We start from the raw sequence: 17,404 nt of genomic DNA, 5'->3' as shown, positions 1-17,404 counted from the left end.
GTTCAGCGCGAACCCGGCAATTGAGCCCAGGAAGCCAGCAAGGCTTCGAGCAGCAGAACGCGGTTCAGGTTGGCCTTGCCGAGCACTTTCTGGCGCTGGGCCAACACCCACTCCTGAATAGCCAGGACCTTGTCCTGACGGCTTTTCTGGGCCAGGTACTGGACCACCTTGCGCATATCGGTCAAGCCTAACCCTTGCTCGTCCTGGGTCAACTGGTAACGCAGAATCAGGTGTGACCAATCGCAGAACCAGTCGAACAGCAGCAACAGCGGGACACTGCTCCACGCTTCGGCCAGTTGGCTGGGGGACTGCTGCTGCTTGAGCAGCTTCTTGACCCCTTCGGTAACCAGCGCGCGTTGTTCGCGGACACCCTGCTCCTGCAGCTTCACGGCCAGCAGTGGCGAGCCCGCGGCCAGGCTGAGCAGCTCGCCGCGCTCCTCCTCGCCGGATGAAGGCAGGGCCTGTGCCAGCCAGGCCTGGCTCTGGGCAAGGCTGGGCTGCGGGCAGGCCACCTGTTGGCAGCGGCTCCTGATAGTCGGCAGCAGACGGCTCGACTGATGGCTGACCAGCAGCAGCACGGTATCGCCCGAGGGCTCTTCCAGGCTCTTGAGCAACGCATTGGAAGCATTGATGTTCATCGCCTCGGCAGGCTCGATCAGCACCACCTTGCGGCCACCCATCTGCGCGGTCTGCACCACGAATGACACCAGTTCCCTGACCTGGTCGACCTTGATCGGCTTGTCGGCCTCCTCCGGCTCCAGGACGAAATTGTCCGGGTGACTGCCCGCCTTGAGCAGCAGGCAGGACTTGCACTCGCCGCAGGCATCCGCGCCCTGTGCCTGCTTGCACAAGAGACGCGCCATGAGGCGCTCGGCCAAGGCGCGCTTGCCCGTCCCCTGCGGACCGTGCAGGAGATAGGCATGGGCATGCTGGCTGCGTCCGGCCAGTTGCTGCCAGAGCGCGTGCTGCCAAGGAAAGACCTCAGCCACGGCAACGTTCCACGATTGCCGGGAGCAGACCGTCGATGGCGGCTTGCACTTCTTCAAGGGTTTGCGCAGCGTCCAGCAGATGGTAACGCTGCGGTTCGCGGCCAGCACGCTGCAGATACGCCTGACGCACAGCTTCGAAGAAGGCCAGGCCTTCCTGTTCGAAGCGGTCCAGACGGCCGCGGGCCGCGGCACGGGCCAGGCCAATTTCTACTGGCAGGTCGAATACCAGGGTAAGGTCGGGACGCAGGTCGCCCTGGACAAAGGTCTCCAGCGTGGCGATGCGCTCCACTGACAAGCCCCTGCCGCCACCTTGGTACGCGTACGTGGCATCCGTGAAGCGGTCACACAGCACCACGGCGCCACGCGCCAGGGCTGGACGTATGACTCCCGCCAGGTGCTGCGCGCGGGCAGCGAACATGAGCAACAGCTCGGTATCGGCGTGCATCGTCTCGTCGCTGGGCGCCAGGAGCAGTTCGCGGATTCGCTCGGCCAGCGGCGTGCCGCCAGGCTCGCGGGTAAGAACAACGTCAACGCCCTGCTCACGCAGGCGCGCCGCCAGGTAATCGCGGTTGGTGCTCTTGCCCGCGCCTTCGGGGCCTTCCAGGGTGATGAACAAGCCGCTCACAGGTATTCCTTGCAGTGGGATCATTGCGGCGCCGTTTCAGGGCTCGGCGCCGGGTCTACAGGCTGGGGCGCCTCTCCAGTCTCGGGTGCCGGGCTTGCCTCGGGCAGCGGCTCGGCGTCCTCGGCAGGCTCGTCGGCGGGTACAGGCTCGTCGGCGGGTGCCGCCTCTTCGCCGGCGCCTGGCTGCGTCAGGGGCGCGGGACTGGAACGATAACCGGCGCGGCGCTTGAGCTGGTACTCGCGCACCGCCGAATTGTGCGTATCCAGATCGTCCGAGAAAATGTGGCTGCCATCGCCCTTCGCGACAAAGTACAGACTGGAGCCCGCCGCCGGGTTCAGCGCCGCATGAATGGCCTCGCGGCCTACCATGGCAATCGGTGTCGGCGGCAGGCCGGCATTGGTGTAGGTATTGTAGGGAGTCGGCTCGCGCAGGTCGGCACGGGTGATACGGCCGTTGTAGCGCTCGCCCATGCCGTAGATGACCGTCGGGTCGGTCTGCAGCATCATGCCCAGGCGCAGGCGGCGGATGAACACGCCGGCAATCTCCCCGCGCTCCTGCGGCACACCCGTCTCTTTCTCCACGAGCGAGGCCATGATCAGCGCCTGATAGGGGTCCCGGTACGGCAGCTCGGCGGTGCGCTGGGCCCACTCCTGGGCCAGGACTTCGTCCAGGCGCATGTAGGCCTGCTGCAAGAGTTCGACATCGCTCATGCCGCGCACGAAACGGTAGGTATCCGGGAAGAAGCGGCCCTCGGGGAATACGCCGGTATGGCCAAGACGCTCCATGACTTCGGTATCGCTCAAGCCTTCGAGTGTCTGCTTGACCTTCTCGTGCTTGGCCAGGGCGTTGCGTACCTGACGGAAGGTCCAGCCCTCGACCAGGGTCATGCTGTACTGCACAACCTCTCCACGCCGCCAGACATCGAACAGGTCTTCGACGGTCATGCCGGGCGTCAGCCGGTATTCACCAGTATGCAGGGGCACGTTGATCATGTTGAACCGCCAGTACAGGCGCAGCCAGAAGGCGTCCTTGAGCAGACCCTCCCCTTCCATGCGGTAGAACATGCGGTTCGGATTGGTGCCGGTAGGCACATCCAGCAGGCGCTCTTGGGTCACCTGCAGCGGCTGCTCGAGGGTCGAGTTCAATTTCCAGGCTGACCATCCAAACGCCAGCCCAGCCAGAATCAAACCCATCTCCAGCAGCAGCAAGAATTTACGTCTCACGAATCAGGCATCCAGTAGCGTACGGGCAACGGCCTGCAGTTTACGGGTGAGCGTCCCTGCGGGCCAGTTCAGTGACGCGAAACCTGTAACCGGCCATATCCCATAGACGCTGTTGCAGACAAAAACTTCGTCCGCCTGTTCAAGGTCGGCCAGTGCCAGGTCTCGAATCCGCACCACGATACCGGCGGCGGCCGCGTGCTCGATCAAGGCAGCGCGCATCACCCCGGCCACACCGCAGCGGCTCAGGTCGGCGGTCAGCAGCTGTCCGCCAGCAACGATGAACAGATTGCTGTAGACCCCCTCGACTACCCGCCCGGCGGTATCGCACATCAGCCCTTCGGCATGTTCGCTGTCCTGCCATTCGGCGCGGGCCAGCACCTGCTCCAGGCGATTGAGGTGTTTGAGCCCTGCCAGCAGCGGTTGTTCCGCGAGCCGGGTGCGGCAGGCAAACAGACGAATGCCTTGCGCGGCGTGATGCACGGGATAGGCAGGTGGTGGGCCACCCTGGAGAATGCGCCGCGGCGCGGCTGCGGCGGCTGGCGCATAGCCGCGCTGGCTGTCGCCACGGGTGAGGATCAGCTTGGCCACGCCTTCGCCCAGTTGGCTTGCGTAGCGGCAGATTTCGTCACGCACGAGTGCGGCATCGACCTCGATACCCAGGCGCTGGCAACCCAGCGTCAGGCGAGCGAGGTGATGTTCCAGCAAGGCGGGACGACCGGCCCGCACGGCAATGGTCTCGAACAGACCATCGCCGTAGGCCAGTCCGCGATTCTGCAGGTTGACTGCGGTCGCGGGCTGGCCATCGATCCAGCTGAGCATCAGCCAGCGAACCGGCGGAACACCAGCGAACCGTTGGTACCACCAAAGCCGAAGGAGTTCGACAGCACCACGTCGATCGGCATGTTACGCGCCTCATGAGGCACGAAGTCCAGGTCGCAGCCTTCGTCTGGCTCATCCAGGTTGATGGTCGCAGGTGCCACCTGGCTGTTGATCGACAGCACGCTGAAGATTGCCTCGACCGCGCCAGCGGCACCCAGCAGGTGGCCCGTCATCGACTTGGTGGAGCTGATCGCCAGCTTGAAGGCGTGATCGCCAAATACCCGCTTGATCGCCGAAGCCTCGGCCAGGTCGCCCGCCGGCGTCGACGTGCCATGGGCGTTGATGTAGCTGACCTGCTCAGGATTCAGGCCGGCATCGCGCAGGGCATTGACCATGCAACGCGCAGCGCCTGAGCCGTCTTCGGGCGGCGAGGTCATGTGGAAGGCATCACCGCTCATGCCGAAACCAACCAGCTCGGCGTGGATGGTGGCGCCGCGGGCCTTGGCATGCTCGAGCTCTTCGAGCACGAGGGCGCCAGCACCATCGGAGAGCACGAAACCGTCACGGCCCTTGTCCCAGGGACGGCTCGCACGGGTTGGCTCATCGTTGCGCGTGGACAGCGCGCGGGATGCGCCAAAGCCGCCCATGCCCAGGCCACAGGCCGCCATTTCGGCGCCACCGGCGATCATCACGTCCGCTTCACCGTAGGCGATGTTGCGCGCAGCGGTGCCGATGCAATGGGTACCGGTTGTGCACGCAGTTGCAATAGCGTAGTTCGGCCCCTGTACGCCCAGATGGATCGACAGGAAGCCGGAAATCATGTTGATGATCGAACCCGGCACGAAAAATGGCGAAATCCGCCGCGGGCCCTGGTCATGCAAGGTCCGGCTGGTTTCTTCGATGTTGGTCAGGCCACCGATGCCCGAGCCCATGGCCACGCCGATGCGCTCGCGGTTGGCGTCGGTGACTTCCAGTCCGGCATTGCGCACCGCCTGGAAACCGGCCGCCAGGCCGTACTGGATGAAGAGGTCAAGCTTGCGAGCTTCCTTCGCCGACAGGTACTGCTCGACGTCAAAGCCTTTCACCGAGCCGCCAAAACGGGTGGAGTAGGCAGAAAGGTCCGTATGTTCGATCAGACCAATGCCACTGCGGCCAGCCAGAATGCCCTGCCAACTGCTCGGTACGTCCGTACCCAGTGGCGACAGCATACCCATACCGGTGACCACGACGCGTCTACGCGACACAGCTCTCTCCTTATTCCATTGACGCCGGCTCTTGCAAAGAAAAAACCGCACGCCAACAAAGGCAGTGCGGTTTTTCCCGTCAAGAAACGACGACTACAAACGTCTTAAGCCTGGTGGGCGGTGACGTAGTCGATAGCCGCTTGAACGGTAGTGATCTTCTCGGCTTCTTCGTCAGGAATCTCGGTTTCGAATTCCTCTTCCAGAGCCATCACCAGCTCAACGGTGTCAAGCGAGTCAGCACCCAGGTCTTCTACGAAGGAAGAGCTGTTCTTGACTTCGTCTTCTTTGACGCCCAGTTGCTCGGCAACGATTTTCTTGACGCGTTCTTCGATGGTGCTCATACCTAGTTTTCACTCCTAAAGGACATATGTCAGGCAGCTGGCCGGTGTGCAAGTTTATAGAAAGACGCCTGCTTTTCAAGCATAACGCGCCTCGAACCTGACACTCACCCTCTGCCGGGAATCTGGTTGCAGCTTTATAACGGATTTTAAGCTCCGAGTATGACTCTTTTTTGAAGCAATCCGTCACATTCAGTTGCAAGGTTACATGTACATCCCGCCATTGACCGGCACTGTCGCGCCGGTAACGTAGGCTGCGCCATCGGAAGCCAGGAAGGCGACCACCTTGGCGATTTCATCTGCCTGACCCAGGCGGCCCAGAGGAACCTGGGTCAGCAGACCCTCGCGCTGCGCTTCGGGCAGCTCGCGGGTCATGTCAGTGTCGATGAAGCCAGGGGTCACCGAGTTCACGGTGATGCCACGCGAACCGACTTCACGCGCCAGGGCGCGGCTGAAGCCTTCCAGGCCTGCCTTGGCAGCAGCATAGTTGACCTGGCCGACATTGCCCATGGCACCTACCACCGAACCGATGCTGATGATCCGGCCCCAGCGGGCCTTGGTCATGCCGCGCAAGACGGCCTTGGACAGGCGGTACAGGCTGTTGAGGTTGGTATCGACCACGTCGAACCACTCGTCGTCCTTCATGCGCAGCATGAGGTTGTCGCGGGTGATGCCGGCGTTGTTGACCAGAATCGCTGGCGCTCCGAACTGCTCCTGGATAGTCGCCAAGGTCGCTGCGACAGATTCGGCGCTGGTCACGTTCAGCTCAAGGCCCGTACCGGCGATGCCGTGCTCCTTCAGGGTGGCGGCAATGCGCTCGGCCCCGGAGGCGGAGGTGGCGGTACCGATGACGGTAGCACCCAGGCGGCCCAATTCCAGGGCGATGGCCTGGCCAATGCCACGGCTTGCGCCGGTGACCAGTGCAACTTTACCTTGCAGGCTCATGCAAGTGTCTCCAAGTTCAAGCCAGCGCCGCGACAGTGGCGGCGAAGGCGTCAGGGGTATTGAGGTTGTAGGTGGTGACACCGTCTGCGCAACGCTTGTTAAGGCCAGCAAGAACCTTGCCAGGACCGCACTCGACCAGTTGAACAGCGCCTTGCGCCGCCAGGGTCTGCACACACTCGACCCAGCGTACTGGCTTGTACAGCTGTTCCAGCAGGTCGCGCTTGAGGGTATCCAGGTCGGTTGCGACCGCGGCGCTGACATTCTGCACCACTGGAATCTGTGGCGCCTTCCAGTCGATCGCATTGACCGAGTCGGCGAAGCGCTCCGCCGCCGGGCGCATCAGTTCGCAGTGCGAGGGTACGCTCACCGGCAATGGCAGGGCACGCTTGGCGCCCTTGGCCTTGCAAGCCTCCATGGCACGCTCGACAGCAGCCTTGGCACCAGCAATGACCACTTGACCAGGGGAGTTGAAGTTGACTGCGCTGACCACCTCACCCTCCGCCGCTTGCGCGCAAATGGCGACGACGTCGGCGTCGTCCAGGCCCAGGATCGCCGCCATGGCGCCCTGCCCGGCCGGCACAGCTTCTTGCATCAGCTGGCCACGGCGCTCGACCAGGCGAACGGCGTCCTTGAGCGTCAGGCTGCCCGCCGCAACCAGGGCGCTGTATTCGCCCAGACTGTGACCCGAAACGAACGCCGGCTGCGCGCCGCCCTGAGACTGCCACAGGCGCCACAGGGCGATCGAAGCGGTCAGGATGGCCGGCTGGGTCTTGTCGGTTTGATTGAGTTGCGCTTCCGGGCCGTTCTGGATCAGTGCCCACAGGTCGTAGCCCAGGGCCTCGGAAGCTTCCTTGAAGGTCTCGATGACCAGCGGGTACTGGTCACCCAGCTCTGCGAGCATGCCCAGCGACTGGGAACCTTGACCAGGAAAGACGAATGCGAGGGATGCAGACATTGAACAAGCCCCTAATGATCTTTGGTTCGAAATACGGCACGCCCAGCCAACGGCGGGACGCGAAATCTGAAAACTTTGATGAGAACGCAGACCAACGGGTCACATTTAACCATTCCCCGCCGCCAGACCTAAAGCAAAAGGTCTTCGAGGCGCCCATGCAGGCGCTGTGGCAGGTTTTCCTGAATCTCGATCAGGGCGCGCTGGATGGCGCTCTGCAAGCCTTGGACGCCGGCTGAGCCATGACTCTTGATGACAATCCCCTGCAAACCCAGGAAGCTCGCTCCATTATGCCGCGCGGGCGCCAGGTCGGCCCGCAGCCGCTTGAGCAGCGGCATGGCCATGGCCCCTGCGGCACGGGCCATCAGCCCACCCTTGAACAAGGCCTCGATGCGCGCAGCGATCATGGTCGCAAGGCCTTCGCTGGACTTGAGCAGGATATTGCCGACAAAACCGTCGCACACCACCACATCGGCCTCGCCCCGGTACAGCCCGTCGCCCTCGACGAAGCCAGTGTAGTTCAGCCCACGGGCGTTTTGCAGCAGGCTCGCCGCGAGCTTGACCTGCTGGTTGCCCTTTATGTCTTCGATGCCCACATTGAGCAATGCCACCCGTGGCCGGCTGATCCCCAGCGCCTGGGCAGCCACCGAGCCCATGACGGCGAACTGGTAGAGGTTTTCGGCAGTACAGTCGACGTTCGCGCCCAGATCCAGCAGTTGACAATACCCGGACTGGGTCGGGATGGCGGCGACCATCGCCGGCCGGTCAATCCCTGGCAAGGTCTTGAGCACGAAGCGCGACAGGGCCATCAGGGCACCGGTATTGCCTGCACTCACGCAGGCCTGGGCCTTGCCGTCACGTACCAGCTCAAGGGCCACGCGCATCGAGGAGTCGGGCTTGCCACGCAATGCCTGGGAGGGGCGCTCGTCCATGCCGATGACTTCACTGGCTGCAACGATTTGCAGGCGTGCGCGGTCGGCTGCCGATTGGCCAGCGACAAGAGATTCAAGCAGGGAAGGTTGGCCGACGAGGACCAGGTGAAGCGAGGGTGTAGCCGAGAGGCAGGCGATACTCGCCTGGACAATGCTGCGGGGACCGAAGTCCCCGCCCATTGCGTCGATCGCGATGATCTGAGCGGACAAGGATTACTCGTCAGCGCCCTTGTCGATCACTTTACGGCCACGGTATACGCCTTCTGGCGATACGTGGTGACGCAGGTGAACTTCACCGGTGCTTTTCTCTACCGACAGCGCGTTTTCCGACAGGGCGTCGTGCGAACGGCGCATGTCACGGGCAGAGCGGGATTTTTTGTTCTGCTGAACAGCCATAATTGATTAACTCCTAAACGTTTGGGTCACGCTTTAACTGCGCCAAAACACTGAACGGGTTGGACCGCGATACCTCGTCCTTGCTCGGTTCGGGCTCATCGGCGCCCGCCGGCTGCTGGCATTCTTCCGGATGATGAGCAGGCACGATCGGGAGGGCAAGTAGCAGCTCTTCCTCGATCAGGGCCTGCAGATCCAAAGGATCTTCGCCCAGTTCCAGCACGTCATAGCCTTTCGGCAACGACTGGGTATTCGCACCCTCCTTCACCACAGCGTAAGTACTTTCGCTGTGGATCGGCAGGGTGACCAGCTCAAGACAACGCTGGCAAACCATTTTGACCTCGACGTCCAGCTCACTGTGGAACACCACAGTCTTCTGTTCATCTCGTTCAAAATCGAACTTCGCCTGCACCGTACCGACAGTGTCGGAAAGCGGGTCGCAGAGTCTTTTCAAATCGGCGAGCGGAAGCGAACCCTGAAGGGTTACGCCGCGATCAGCCAATTTGCGCGGGTCAACGTGAGGTGGAATCGGGTCATTCAACATAGGCGCAGCATTCTAGGGATGCCCCCCGCCCCTGTCAAAGGAAATTCGGCAACATTAGCCATGTTAGAATCGGATAACTGACCAGGAGTCCATCATGCTTCCCTTGTTACTGGCGTCCAGCTCTCCCTACCGGCGCGAACTGCTGCAGCGCCTGCGCCTGCCCTTCAGCTGGGCAAGCCCCGACATAGACGAACAGCGGCTGCCCGACGAACCGGCCATCGAGCTGGTCCGGCGCCTGTCGCGGCAGAAGGCCGAGGCGCTGGCCGGGAGCCATCCCGGGCACCTGATCATTGGCTCCGACCAGGTAGCGGTCCTTGGCGAACAGATCCTCGGCAAGCCACATGATCACGACCGGGCGTGCGAGCAGCTGCTGGCAGCCAGCGGGCAGCACGTCACCTTCCTGACCGGCCTTGCCCTGCTCAACAGTGCCACCGGCCAATGCCAGGTCGACTGCGTGCCTTTTACCGTCAACCTGCGCGAGCTGGACCTGCCGCGCATCGAACGCTACCTGGCGGCCGAGCAGCCCTATGACTGCGCAGGCAGCTTCAAGGCGGAGGGATTGGGCGTAAGCCTGTTCCAGAGCACCCACGGGCCAGATGCAACGAGCCTGGTAGGGCTGCCGCTGATCAGGCTGGTGGACATGTTGATCAAGGAGGGGGTTCAGGTACCGTAGCCCACCCCTCCCTCTCGCGGAAAACTAGCGCAGCGACGGCCCCTGGAAGCCCATCCACATGGCCAGGCGCTCGGCCACGCTGGCGCCAAGGCGCTTGGAGAAGCGGTCCAGCGGCGACTCCTGAACGGTGAAGTCGACAATGGTCTTCTCCCCGATCACGTCGCGGGCCACGTAACTGGCGCTGCCCAGGCCGTCTACCAGGCCCAGGCCCTTGGCTTGCTCGCCCGACCAGATCAGGCCACTGAACAGCTCGGGATTTTCCTTGTCCTTCAAGCGCTCGCCACGGCCCTGCTTGACGCTGGCGATGAACTGGCGATGGGTGGTTTCCAGCACTTGCTGCCAGAAGGCAGTCTCTTCCGGCTTCTGCGGCTGGAAGGGATCGAGGAACGCCTTGTGCTCACCCGCGGTGTAGGTGCGCCGCTCGACGCCCAGCTTCTCCATGGTACCAACGAACCCGTAGCCGGCCGCCGTGACACCAATGGAGCCCACCAGGCTGGCCTTGTCGGCGTAGATCTCATCGGCCGCACTGGCAATGTAATAGGCACCGGACGCACCCAGGTCGCTGATCACCGCATACAGCTTGATGCCAGGATACTCGGCGCGCAGGCGGCGAATTTCGTCATAGATATAGCCTGACTGCACCGGACTGCCTCCCGGACTGTTGATCCGCAGGATCACCGCCTTGGTCTTCTCGTCCTTGAAGGCATCACGCAGGCCGGAAATGATGTTGTCGGCGCTGGCCGGCTCCTGATCGGCGATCATCCCGCGCACTTCGACCAAGGCGGTATGACTGGCGCTTCGCGATGCAGCCTTGTCGAAGCTCATCAGGGGCGAGAACAGCGCCAGGACGCCGATCAGGTAGACGAAGGTGAGCAGCTTGAAGAAGATGCCCCAGCGCCGAGCGCGGCGCTGCTCCTGCACACCAGCCAGCAGGGTTTTCTCCAGCAGTATCCAGCTCTTGCGCTCTTCCCGCTCCCCGGGTTCGGATTCGGGTGCCTTCCATTCGTCGGTCATGCTCACCTACCTTGGACGTTAGCGTGCGCGATGCTGGCCCAGCCAGTCGCGCAATTGCGAAAAATGATCGATGCACAGCTGAGGGCCGAACTCGCTCAGAGCCTGCAGCGACATCGCACCGTAGCCGACCGCGACACAATGCATGCCCGCGTTGCGGGCCATCAACAGGTCGAACGATGAATCTCCGACCATCAGCGCCCGCCCCGGTTCTACCTGGCAGTGGGCCAGGATCTCCTCGAGCATCTGCGGGTGAGGCTTGCCGCGGCTTTCGTCGGCGGCGCGGGTGATATCGAAATAACCTTCCCAGCCGTTGGCGCGCAGCACACGGTCAAGTCCGCGACGGGCCTTGCCGGTGGCTACCGCCAGTCGGTAACCCTCGGTGCGAAACGTTTCGAGCGCCTCGGTCACACCCTCGAACAGTGGCGAAGGCTGCACGTCCAGGGCCATATAGATGTCGGCATAGTGCTGGCGGAAGCTCGCGACCTGATCCGCATCAAGATGCGGATAAAGCACGCTGATCGCTTCGGCCAGCGCCAGGCCGATGATGCCCTTCACCGCTTCTTCGGCACTCGGCGCCTCTCCAGCGCGCTCGGCCGCCGTGTTCATCGCCAGGACAATACGGCCGATGGAGTCGGCGAGCGTGCCGTCCCAGTCGAAAATCAGAAGGTCGTAATCAGGATGCACTCAGCCGCTCCACAGTCTTGGCCCACATTTCATCCACCGGCGCCTCGACCTTCAATTGCCCGCCGTCAGGCAGCGGCACGGTCAGCGCATAGGCATGCAGGAACAGGCGCTTGCCACCGAGCTCGCGGATCTCACGGCTGAAATCTTCGTCGCCGTACTTGCTGTCACCGGCGATGCAGTGCCCGGCATGCAAGGCATGCACGCGAATCTGGTGGGTACGGCCGGTGATGGGGCGCGCCTCGACCAGGGTCGCGAACTCACCAAAACGGCGGAGCACGCGGAACAGCGTCAGGGCCTCCTTGCCCTCGTCGTTGATCTCGACCATGCGCTCGCCCGAGCGAAGATTGCTCTTCTGCAGCGGCGCGTTCACCTGCTTCTTGGCGCTCGCCCAGTGCCCACGGACCAGGGCCATGTAGCGCTTGTCGACGCCATCACCCCGCAGGGCAGCGTGCAAGTGGCGCAGCATGCTGCGTTTCTTGGCGATCATGAGCAGGCCGGACGTGTCGCGGTCGAGGCGATGCACCAGCTCCAGCTCCTTGGCGTCCGGACGCATCTGGCGCAACGCCTCGATCACGCCGAAGCTCAAGCCACTGCCGCCATGCACGGCGATACCCGCTGGCTTGTTGAGCACGATGAGCGCCTTGTCTTCATAGACAATGGCGGCCTCCAGGCGCTGCAACAGGCCCTGGGCCACGGGCGCCGGCTCGTCGCGCTCGGGCAGGCGCACCGGCGGCACGCGCACGATGTCACCCGCCTGCAACTTGTACTCAGGCTTGATGCGGCCTTTGTTCACCCGCACCTCGCCCTTGCGCAATATGCGGTAGATCAAGGTCTTGGGCACGCCCTTGAGCGCGGTAATGAGAAAATTGTCGATGCGCTGGCCGGCAAGTTCCGGCGCGACCTCGATCAGCTTCACGCCGGAGGTCGGAGGGGTATTGGTCGTCATTTGGGAATCATAACAATTTTTGATGGATTTGAAGCACTTAATGATTGCTGCTATAGTCGCGAACGCCGCCAAAAGCGGTAGGTCAGCGGCACATGGCACAGCGCCGGCCCTGGCCAACGCAATTCACCAGGACGCGAGGCCGTCCGACGGGGTTTTTGCCAGTTTACGGAATGCCTGGAATCGCCACCAGCGCCGAGTTCGGAAGACCGAAAAAAAACGACAAGAGCGGTGTTTCACCCCCTTACCTGTTCTTTTTCGCTGTACTCAGCCAGCACCGTCGTTTCCACGCAGCCCAGGCGAATGCTTCGGAAATACCTGCCTTGGACATGAATGCGCCAGCTCCCTGTAGGAGATGGCGATAAATGCAACCCGTTGCGGATTCAGCGCGCGGCAGCACCCGATTATCAGGGATACGTGTAGGGTGGAGATGCACAACCATCGGACCGTGTAGTACCGCGTCCGGCCACCGGCCACTGTTTGGCCCGGCGAGCGGACCCGGTCTTGATCAAGATGCCCCAAGGGTGTCCACGGCCGAAGGCTGATTCCTCCTCCTGACTGAGTGCATCTGGCACAACAGCAAGCAGGACGCGTCGTCGCGACTTCGGCAGCACTGGGCAACCAGTCGGTACTGAACGTTGCTGGACACGGGGGTGGCTCGCCACCCTTTGCGCACCCTGACACCGACCATGAGAAGTCGTGTGTGCCGAACGCCGTTTCCGGCAGCCCGGAAACCGACGGTACTACATGAAAAGAATGCTGATTAACGCAACTCAACCCGAAGAGTTGCGTGTAGCTCTGGTGGACGGTCAACGTCTGTACGACCTGGACATCGAGTCTGGCGCGCGTGAGCAGAAAAAAGCCAACATCTACAAGGGCAAGATCACTCGCATCGAACCCAGCCTCGAAGCCGCCTTCGTCGACTTCGGCTCCGAGCGTCACGGCTTCCTGCCGCTGAAGGAAATCTCCCGCGAGTACTTCAAGAAAGCCCCCGAGGGCCGCGTCAACATCAAGGAAGTCCTGAGCGAAGGCCAGGAAGTCATTGTCCAGGTCGAGAAAGAAGAGCGTGGCAACAAGGGCGCGGCCCTGACCACCTTCATCAGCCTGGCTGGCCGTTACCTGGTGCTGATGCCGAACAACCCGCGCGCCGGTGGCATCTCCCGCCGCATCGAAGGCGAAGAGCGCAACGAACTGCGCGAAGCCCTCAATGGCCTGGTTGCCCCTGCCGACATGGGCCTGATCGTCCGCACTGCAGGCCTGGGCCGCAGCAGCGAAGAGATGCAGTGGGACCTGGACTACCTGCTGCAACTGTGGACCGCCATCAAGGAAGCCTCCCTCGACCGCGCCGCGCCGTTCCTGATCTACCAGGAAAGCAACGTCATCATCCGCGCCATCCGCGACTACCTGCGCCAGGACATCGGCGAAGTGCTGATCGACAGCATCGACGCCCAGGAAGAAGCCCTGACCTTCATCCGCCAGGTGATGCCGCAGTACGCCAGCAAGGTCAAGCTGTACGAAGACAGCGTCCCGCTGTTCAACCGCTTCCAGATCGAAAGCCAGATCGAGACCGCCTTCCAGCGCGTGGTCGACCTGCCGTCGGGCGGCTCGATCGTCATCGACCCGACCGAAGCCCTTGTCTCGATCGACATCAACTCGGCGCGCGCCACCAAAGGCAGCGACATCGAGGAGACCGCCCTGCAGACCAACCTGGAAGCGGCTGAAGAAATTGCCCGCCAGCTGCGCCTGCGTGACATCGGCGGCCTGATCGTCATCGACTTCATCGACATGACCCCGGCCAAGAACCAGCGCGCCGTCGAAGAAAAGGTGCGCGAGTGCCTCGAGGCCGACCGCGCCCGCGTCCAGGTCGGCCGCATTTCGCGCTTCGGCCTGCTGGAAATGTCTCGCCAGCGCCTGCGCCCTTCCCTCGGCGAAAGCAGCGGCATCGTCTGCCCGCGCTGCAGCGGCACCGGCATCATCCGTGACGTCGAGTCCCTGTCGCTGGCGATCCTGCGCCTGATCGAAGAAGAAGCCCTGAAGGACCGCACCGCCGAGGTTCGCGCCCTGGTGCCGATCCCGGTAGCCGCCTTCCTGCTCAACGAAAAGCGCAACTCGATCACCAAGATCGAACTGCGCACCCGTGCGCGGATCATCATCCTGCCGAACGACCACCTCGAAACCCCGCACTTCGAAGTCCAGCGCCTGCGCGACGACAATCCCGAAGCGCTGAACGCCCAATCGAGCTACGAGATTGCCGCAGCGGAGGTCGAAGAGGTTCCACAGACCGCCGCCACCCGCACCCTGGTTCGCCAGGAAGCCGCGGTCAAGACCGCCCCGGCCCGCGCCAACGCCCCGATGCCTGCCACCCCCGAGCCGCAGCCTGCCGCTCCTGTGGCGCCTGCCCCGGCAGCCCTCCCTGAGCCAAGCCTGTTCAAAGGCCTGGTGAAGTCGCTGGTCAGCCTGTTCGCTGCCAAGGAAGAGCCTGTCGCCGCCCCTGCCGTCGCCGAGAAGCCTGCCGCCGAGCGTCCGCAGCGCAACGAAGAGCGCCGCAACGGCCGCCAGCAGAGCCGCAACCGCGGTGGCCGCCGCGACGACGAGCGCAAGCCGCGCGAAGAGCGTGCCGAGCGTGCCCCGCGTGAAGAGCGTCAGCCGCGCGAGGAGCGTGCCCCGCGTGAAGAACGCGCAGCCCGCGAAGAGCGTGCCCCTCGAGAGGAACGTGCACCTCGTGAAGAGCGCGCTCCGCGCGAAGAACGCCAGCCACGCCAGGCGCGTGACGAGCGTCGCGGTAACCGTGAAGAACGTGTGCGCGAACTGCGCGAACCGCTGGACGCCACCCCCGCTGCCCGCGAAGAGCGTCAACCTCGTGAGGAGCGTGCCCCGCGTGAAGAGCGTGTAGCCCGCGAAGAGCGCGCCCCGCGTGAAGAACGCGCACCTCGTGAAGAGCGTGCCCCGCGTGAGGAACGTGTACCTCGCGAAGAACGTGCTGCCCGTGAAGAGCGACCTGCCCGTGAAGAACGTGCTCCTCGCGAAGAGCGCCAGCCGCGTCCACCGCGTGAAGAGCAGCAGCCACAATCCGCCGAACTGGTTGAAGAGGCTGCCGAAGAGCAACTGCCGAACGAAGAGCTGTTGCAGGACGACCAGCAGGAAGGTGCCGAGGGCGAACGCCCACGCCGTCGCTCCCGCGGCCAGCGTCGCCGCAGCAACCGCCGCGAGCGTCAACGCGATGCCAACGGTGACCTGATCGAAGGCGGTGAAGCAGAAGGCAATGCTGAAGGCACCGACGAAGGCCAGAACGAGCAGCCCAAGCCTGCCGACCTGGGTGCCGAACTGGCTGCAGGCCTGGCGGTGACCGCTGCCGTTGCCACCAGCAACATCAGCGCCAATGCCGAAGCCCAAGCTCACCAGCAAGCCGAGCGCGCCACCGAGGCGACCGGCCAGGCTGAACCTGCTGAAGCCCAAGCTGTTGAAACCGAGCGCGCTGAACCTGCTGTCGAAATCGTTCCGGCCGAAGCCGTGACTGCCGCAGATGAAGTTGCCGCCACCCCAGTGGTCGAGCAGCCTGTCAGCGAGCCGGTTGTCGTGATCGAGCCGAGCGCCGAGCCAGTAGTCGAAGTGGTGCCAGAGCCAGTTGTGGAAGCACCGGTGTTCGAGGCCCCGGCCGAAGAAGCCCCTGCCGCCGAACCAGCAGTGGCCCAGGCTGAGGCTTTCCAGGCCGAGACTGCTGAAGCGCCAGTCGACCAAGCCCCTGTCGTTGAAACCGTTGAAACGCCAACTCCGGTTGTCGAAGTACAACCAGAAGCGGTCGAAGAGGCGCCGGTAGCTGTCGAGCCTGCACCTGTTGAAGAGCCTGCGGCCCAGGAAGCTGCTACCGGCTTCCTGCCGAATGGCCGTGCACCCAACGACCCGCGTGAAGTGCGTCGCCGCAAGCGTGAAGCCGAGGCTGCTGCAATGGCCTCGGCCGAAGAGCACAAACCACACGGTTGATGCCCCACGCTGAATAAAAAGCCCCGCCAGTTCGCACTGGCGGGGCTTTTTCATATCTGTCACCGCATTCCTGGAATGATGGTGCTCAGTACAGATTCGGCTCCATCTCCAGCTCCACGCCAAAGCGCTCGTGGATATCCGCCTGGATCTTGCACGCCAGCCCATGCAACTGCTCACCCGTGGCCTGGCCATGATTGACGAGCACCAGCGCCTGCAAGCGGTGCACACCGGCATCACCCTCACGGTAACCCTTCCATCCAGCCTGCTCGATCAGCCAGCCGGCCGCAAGCTTGACCTGGTCATCTCCCTGGGGATAAGCCACCACGCCCGGATGCTTCTCGCGAATCCGCTCCGCCAACGCCACCGATACCACTGGATTCTTGAAGAAGCTGCCCGCATTCCCCAGCTCGGCCGGATCAGGCAGTTTTTCCCGGCGAATGGCACAGATCGAGTCGCTGATGGCCTGCGCCGTCGGCTGCTTGATGCCCTGCTCGCGCAAGCGCTGGCGCACCGGGCCGTATTCCAGATGCGCCTGCAGAGTGCGGTGCAAGGCAAAGCGCACGCGCAGGATCAGCCAGCGGCCTGGATTGCGCTTGAACATACTGTCGCGGTAGGCGAATGCACATTCTTCCAGGGTGAATTCACGGATCTCGCCGCTATGGCGGTCCAGCGCGGTCAGCCCGGCGAACACATCCTTGATCTCCACGCCGTAGGCACCGATGTTCTGCATTGGCGCCGCGCCGACGGTGCCAGGGATCAGGCTGAGGTTTTCCAGGCCGGCAAGGCCCTGGCGCAAAGCCCACTGCACGAAGGGATGCCAAGGCTCACCGGCCTCGGCCTCCACCACTACCCGCTCGCCATCGTCTTCAAGCACACGAAGCCCGCGGCTGGCCATGTGCATGACCAATGCCTGAACGTCACCGGTGAGCAGCAGGTTGCTGCCCCCGCCGATCACCAGCACGGGGACATCCTCCGCAGCGGCGCCCGCCAGGGCCTGGCGGACCTCTACGTCGTCGCGCACCTGGGTGAAGTACCGCGCCTTCACGTCGATGCCGAAACTGTTGTAAGGCTTGAGGGACACTTGTTCCTGCCACTGCGCAGTCAC

Annotated in this window: 17 protein-coding genes; 2 read left to right on the top strand and 15 right to left on the bottom strand. The window is 63.3% G+C overall.

Features of this window, described 5'->3' with window-relative positions:
• Positions 1-2: 2 nt before the first annotated feature.
• The 11 genes from AC0ZZU_RS12745 to AC0ZZU_RS12695 form a co-directional block, all read right to left on the bottom strand.
• Positions 3-989, bottom strand: coding sequence for a DNA polymerase III subunit delta' (locus AC0ZZU_RS12745; RefSeq protein WP_476341119.1), 987 nt, complete (start codon positions 987-989; stop codon positions 3-5).
• Positions 982-1,614 (bottom strand): dTMP kinase, encoded by a 633-nt coding sequence (gene tmk, locus AC0ZZU_RS12740; protein ID WP_476341117.1) that lies wholly within the window; start codon positions 1,612-1,614, stop codon positions 982-984. Before tmk ends, AC0ZZU_RS12745 begins: the two co-directional genes overlap by 8 nt.
• 20 nt (positions 1,615-1,634) lie before the next feature.
• The gene (gene mltG, locus AC0ZZU_RS12735) at positions 1,635-2,837 is read right to left on the bottom strand and encodes an endolytic transglycosylase MltG (RefSeq protein ID WP_476341116.1); all 1,203 of its coding nucleotides are present in this window, start codon (positions 2,835-2,837) and stop codon (positions 1,635-1,637) included.
• Between the two features lie 3 nt (positions 2,838-2,840).
• Positions 2,841-3,656: an aminodeoxychorismate lyase gene (gene pabC / locus AC0ZZU_RS12730; protein WP_476341114.1), complete on the bottom strand. Its 816-nt coding sequence runs from the start codon at positions 3,654-3,656 to the stop codon at positions 2,841-2,843.
• Positions 3,656-4,900: a beta-ketoacyl-ACP synthase II gene (fabF, locus tag AC0ZZU_RS12725; RefSeq protein ID WP_476341113.1), complete on the bottom strand. Its 1,245-nt coding sequence runs from the start codon at positions 4,898-4,900 to the stop codon at positions 3,656-3,658. The genes pabC and fabF overlap by 1 nt, the downstream gene beginning before the upstream one ends.
• A 104-nt stretch (positions 4,901-5,004) precedes the next feature.
• The gene (gene acpP, locus AC0ZZU_RS12720; protein ID WP_476341111.1) at positions 5,005-5,241 is read right to left on the bottom strand and encodes an acyl carrier protein; all 237 of its coding nucleotides are present in this window, start codon (positions 5,239-5,241) and stop codon (positions 5,005-5,007) included.
• 201 nt (positions 5,242-5,442) lie between these two features.
• Positions 5,443-6,183: a 3-oxoacyl-ACP reductase FabG gene (gene fabG, locus AC0ZZU_RS12715; RefSeq protein ID WP_476341109.1), complete on the bottom strand. Its 741-nt coding sequence runs from the start codon at positions 6,181-6,183 to the stop codon at positions 5,443-5,445.
• A 16-nt stretch (positions 6,184-6,199) separates the two neighbouring features.
• Positions 6,200-7,138 carry an ACP S-malonyltransferase gene (fabD, locus tag AC0ZZU_RS12710; protein ID WP_476341107.1) on the bottom strand — a complete coding sequence of 313 codons (939 nt, stop codon included), beginning with the start codon at positions 7,136-7,138 and terminating at the stop codon, positions 6,200-6,202.
• 128 nt (positions 7,139-7,266) lie between these two features.
• Positions 7,267-8,277: a phosphate acyltransferase PlsX gene (gene plsX, locus AC0ZZU_RS12705; protein WP_476341106.1), complete on the bottom strand. Its 1,011-nt coding sequence runs from the start codon at positions 8,275-8,277 to the stop codon at positions 7,267-7,269.
• A 3-nt stretch (positions 8,278-8,280) separates the two neighbouring features.
• Positions 8,281-8,463 carry a 50S ribosomal protein L32 gene (gene rpmF, locus AC0ZZU_RS12700; RefSeq protein ID WP_008096416.1) on the bottom strand — a complete coding sequence of 61 codons (183 nt, stop codon included), beginning with the start codon at positions 8,461-8,463 and terminating at the stop codon, positions 8,281-8,283.
• Between the two features lie 13 nt (positions 8,464-8,476).
• Positions 8,477-9,004: a YceD family protein gene (locus AC0ZZU_RS12695; protein ID WP_158458956.1), complete on the bottom strand. Its 528-nt coding sequence runs from the start codon at positions 9,002-9,004 to the stop codon at positions 8,477-8,479.
• A gap of 94 nt (positions 9,005-9,098) precedes the next feature.
• Between AC0ZZU_RS12695 and AC0ZZU_RS12690 the strand changes: the two genes are divergently transcribed.
• Entirely contained in the window at positions 9,099-9,677 is a 579-nt protein-coding gene (locus AC0ZZU_RS12690) for a Maf family protein (RefSeq protein ID WP_476341104.1), read from the top strand.
• A 24-nt stretch (positions 9,678-9,701) separates the two neighbouring features.
• Here AC0ZZU_RS12690 and AC0ZZU_RS12685 read toward each other — a convergent pair whose 3' ends face one another.
• Genes AC0ZZU_RS12685 through rluC form a run of 3 tightly spaced genes read right to left on the bottom strand, consistent with a single transcriptional unit; the run spans position 9,702 to position 12,321 of the window.
• Positions 9,702-10,691 (bottom strand): S49 family peptidase, encoded by a 990-nt coding sequence (locus AC0ZZU_RS12685; protein WP_476341102.1) that lies wholly within the window; start codon positions 10,689-10,691, stop codon positions 9,702-9,704.
• An 18-nt stretch (positions 10,692-10,709) separates the two neighbouring features.
• On the bottom strand, positions 10,710-11,375 hold the full coding sequence (locus AC0ZZU_RS12680; protein WP_476341101.1) for an HAD family hydrolase: 666 nt from the start codon (positions 11,373-11,375) through the stop codon (positions 10,710-10,712).
• Positions 11,365-12,321 carry a 23S rRNA pseudouridine(955/2504/2580) synthase RluC gene (rluC, locus tag AC0ZZU_RS12675; protein ID WP_476341099.1) on the bottom strand — a complete coding sequence of 319 codons (957 nt, stop codon included), beginning with the start codon at positions 12,319-12,321 and terminating at the stop codon, positions 11,365-11,367. The genes AC0ZZU_RS12680 and rluC overlap by 11 nt, the downstream gene beginning before the upstream one ends.
• A gap of 744 nt (positions 12,322-13,065) precedes the next feature.
• Between rluC and rne the strand changes: the two genes are divergently transcribed.
• The gene (gene rne, locus AC0ZZU_RS12670; RefSeq protein WP_476341097.1) at positions 13,066-16,299 is read left to right on the top strand and encodes a ribonuclease E; all 3,234 of its coding nucleotides are present in this window, start codon (positions 13,066-13,068) and stop codon (positions 16,297-16,299) included.
• 85 nt (positions 16,300-16,384) lie between these two features.
• Here rne and murB read toward each other — a convergent pair whose 3' ends face one another.
• Positions 16,385-17,404 carry a UDP-N-acetylmuramate dehydrogenase gene (gene murB, locus AC0ZZU_RS12665; protein WP_476341095.1) on the bottom strand — a complete coding sequence of 340 codons (1,020 nt, stop codon included), beginning with the start codon at positions 17,402-17,404 and terminating at the stop codon, positions 16,385-16,387.

The organism is Pseudomonas sp. JE3303 (assembly GCF_056312565.1).
Note: the sequence above shows the minus strand (reverse complement) of the source record. Positions and strands in the feature narration are given on the sequence as shown.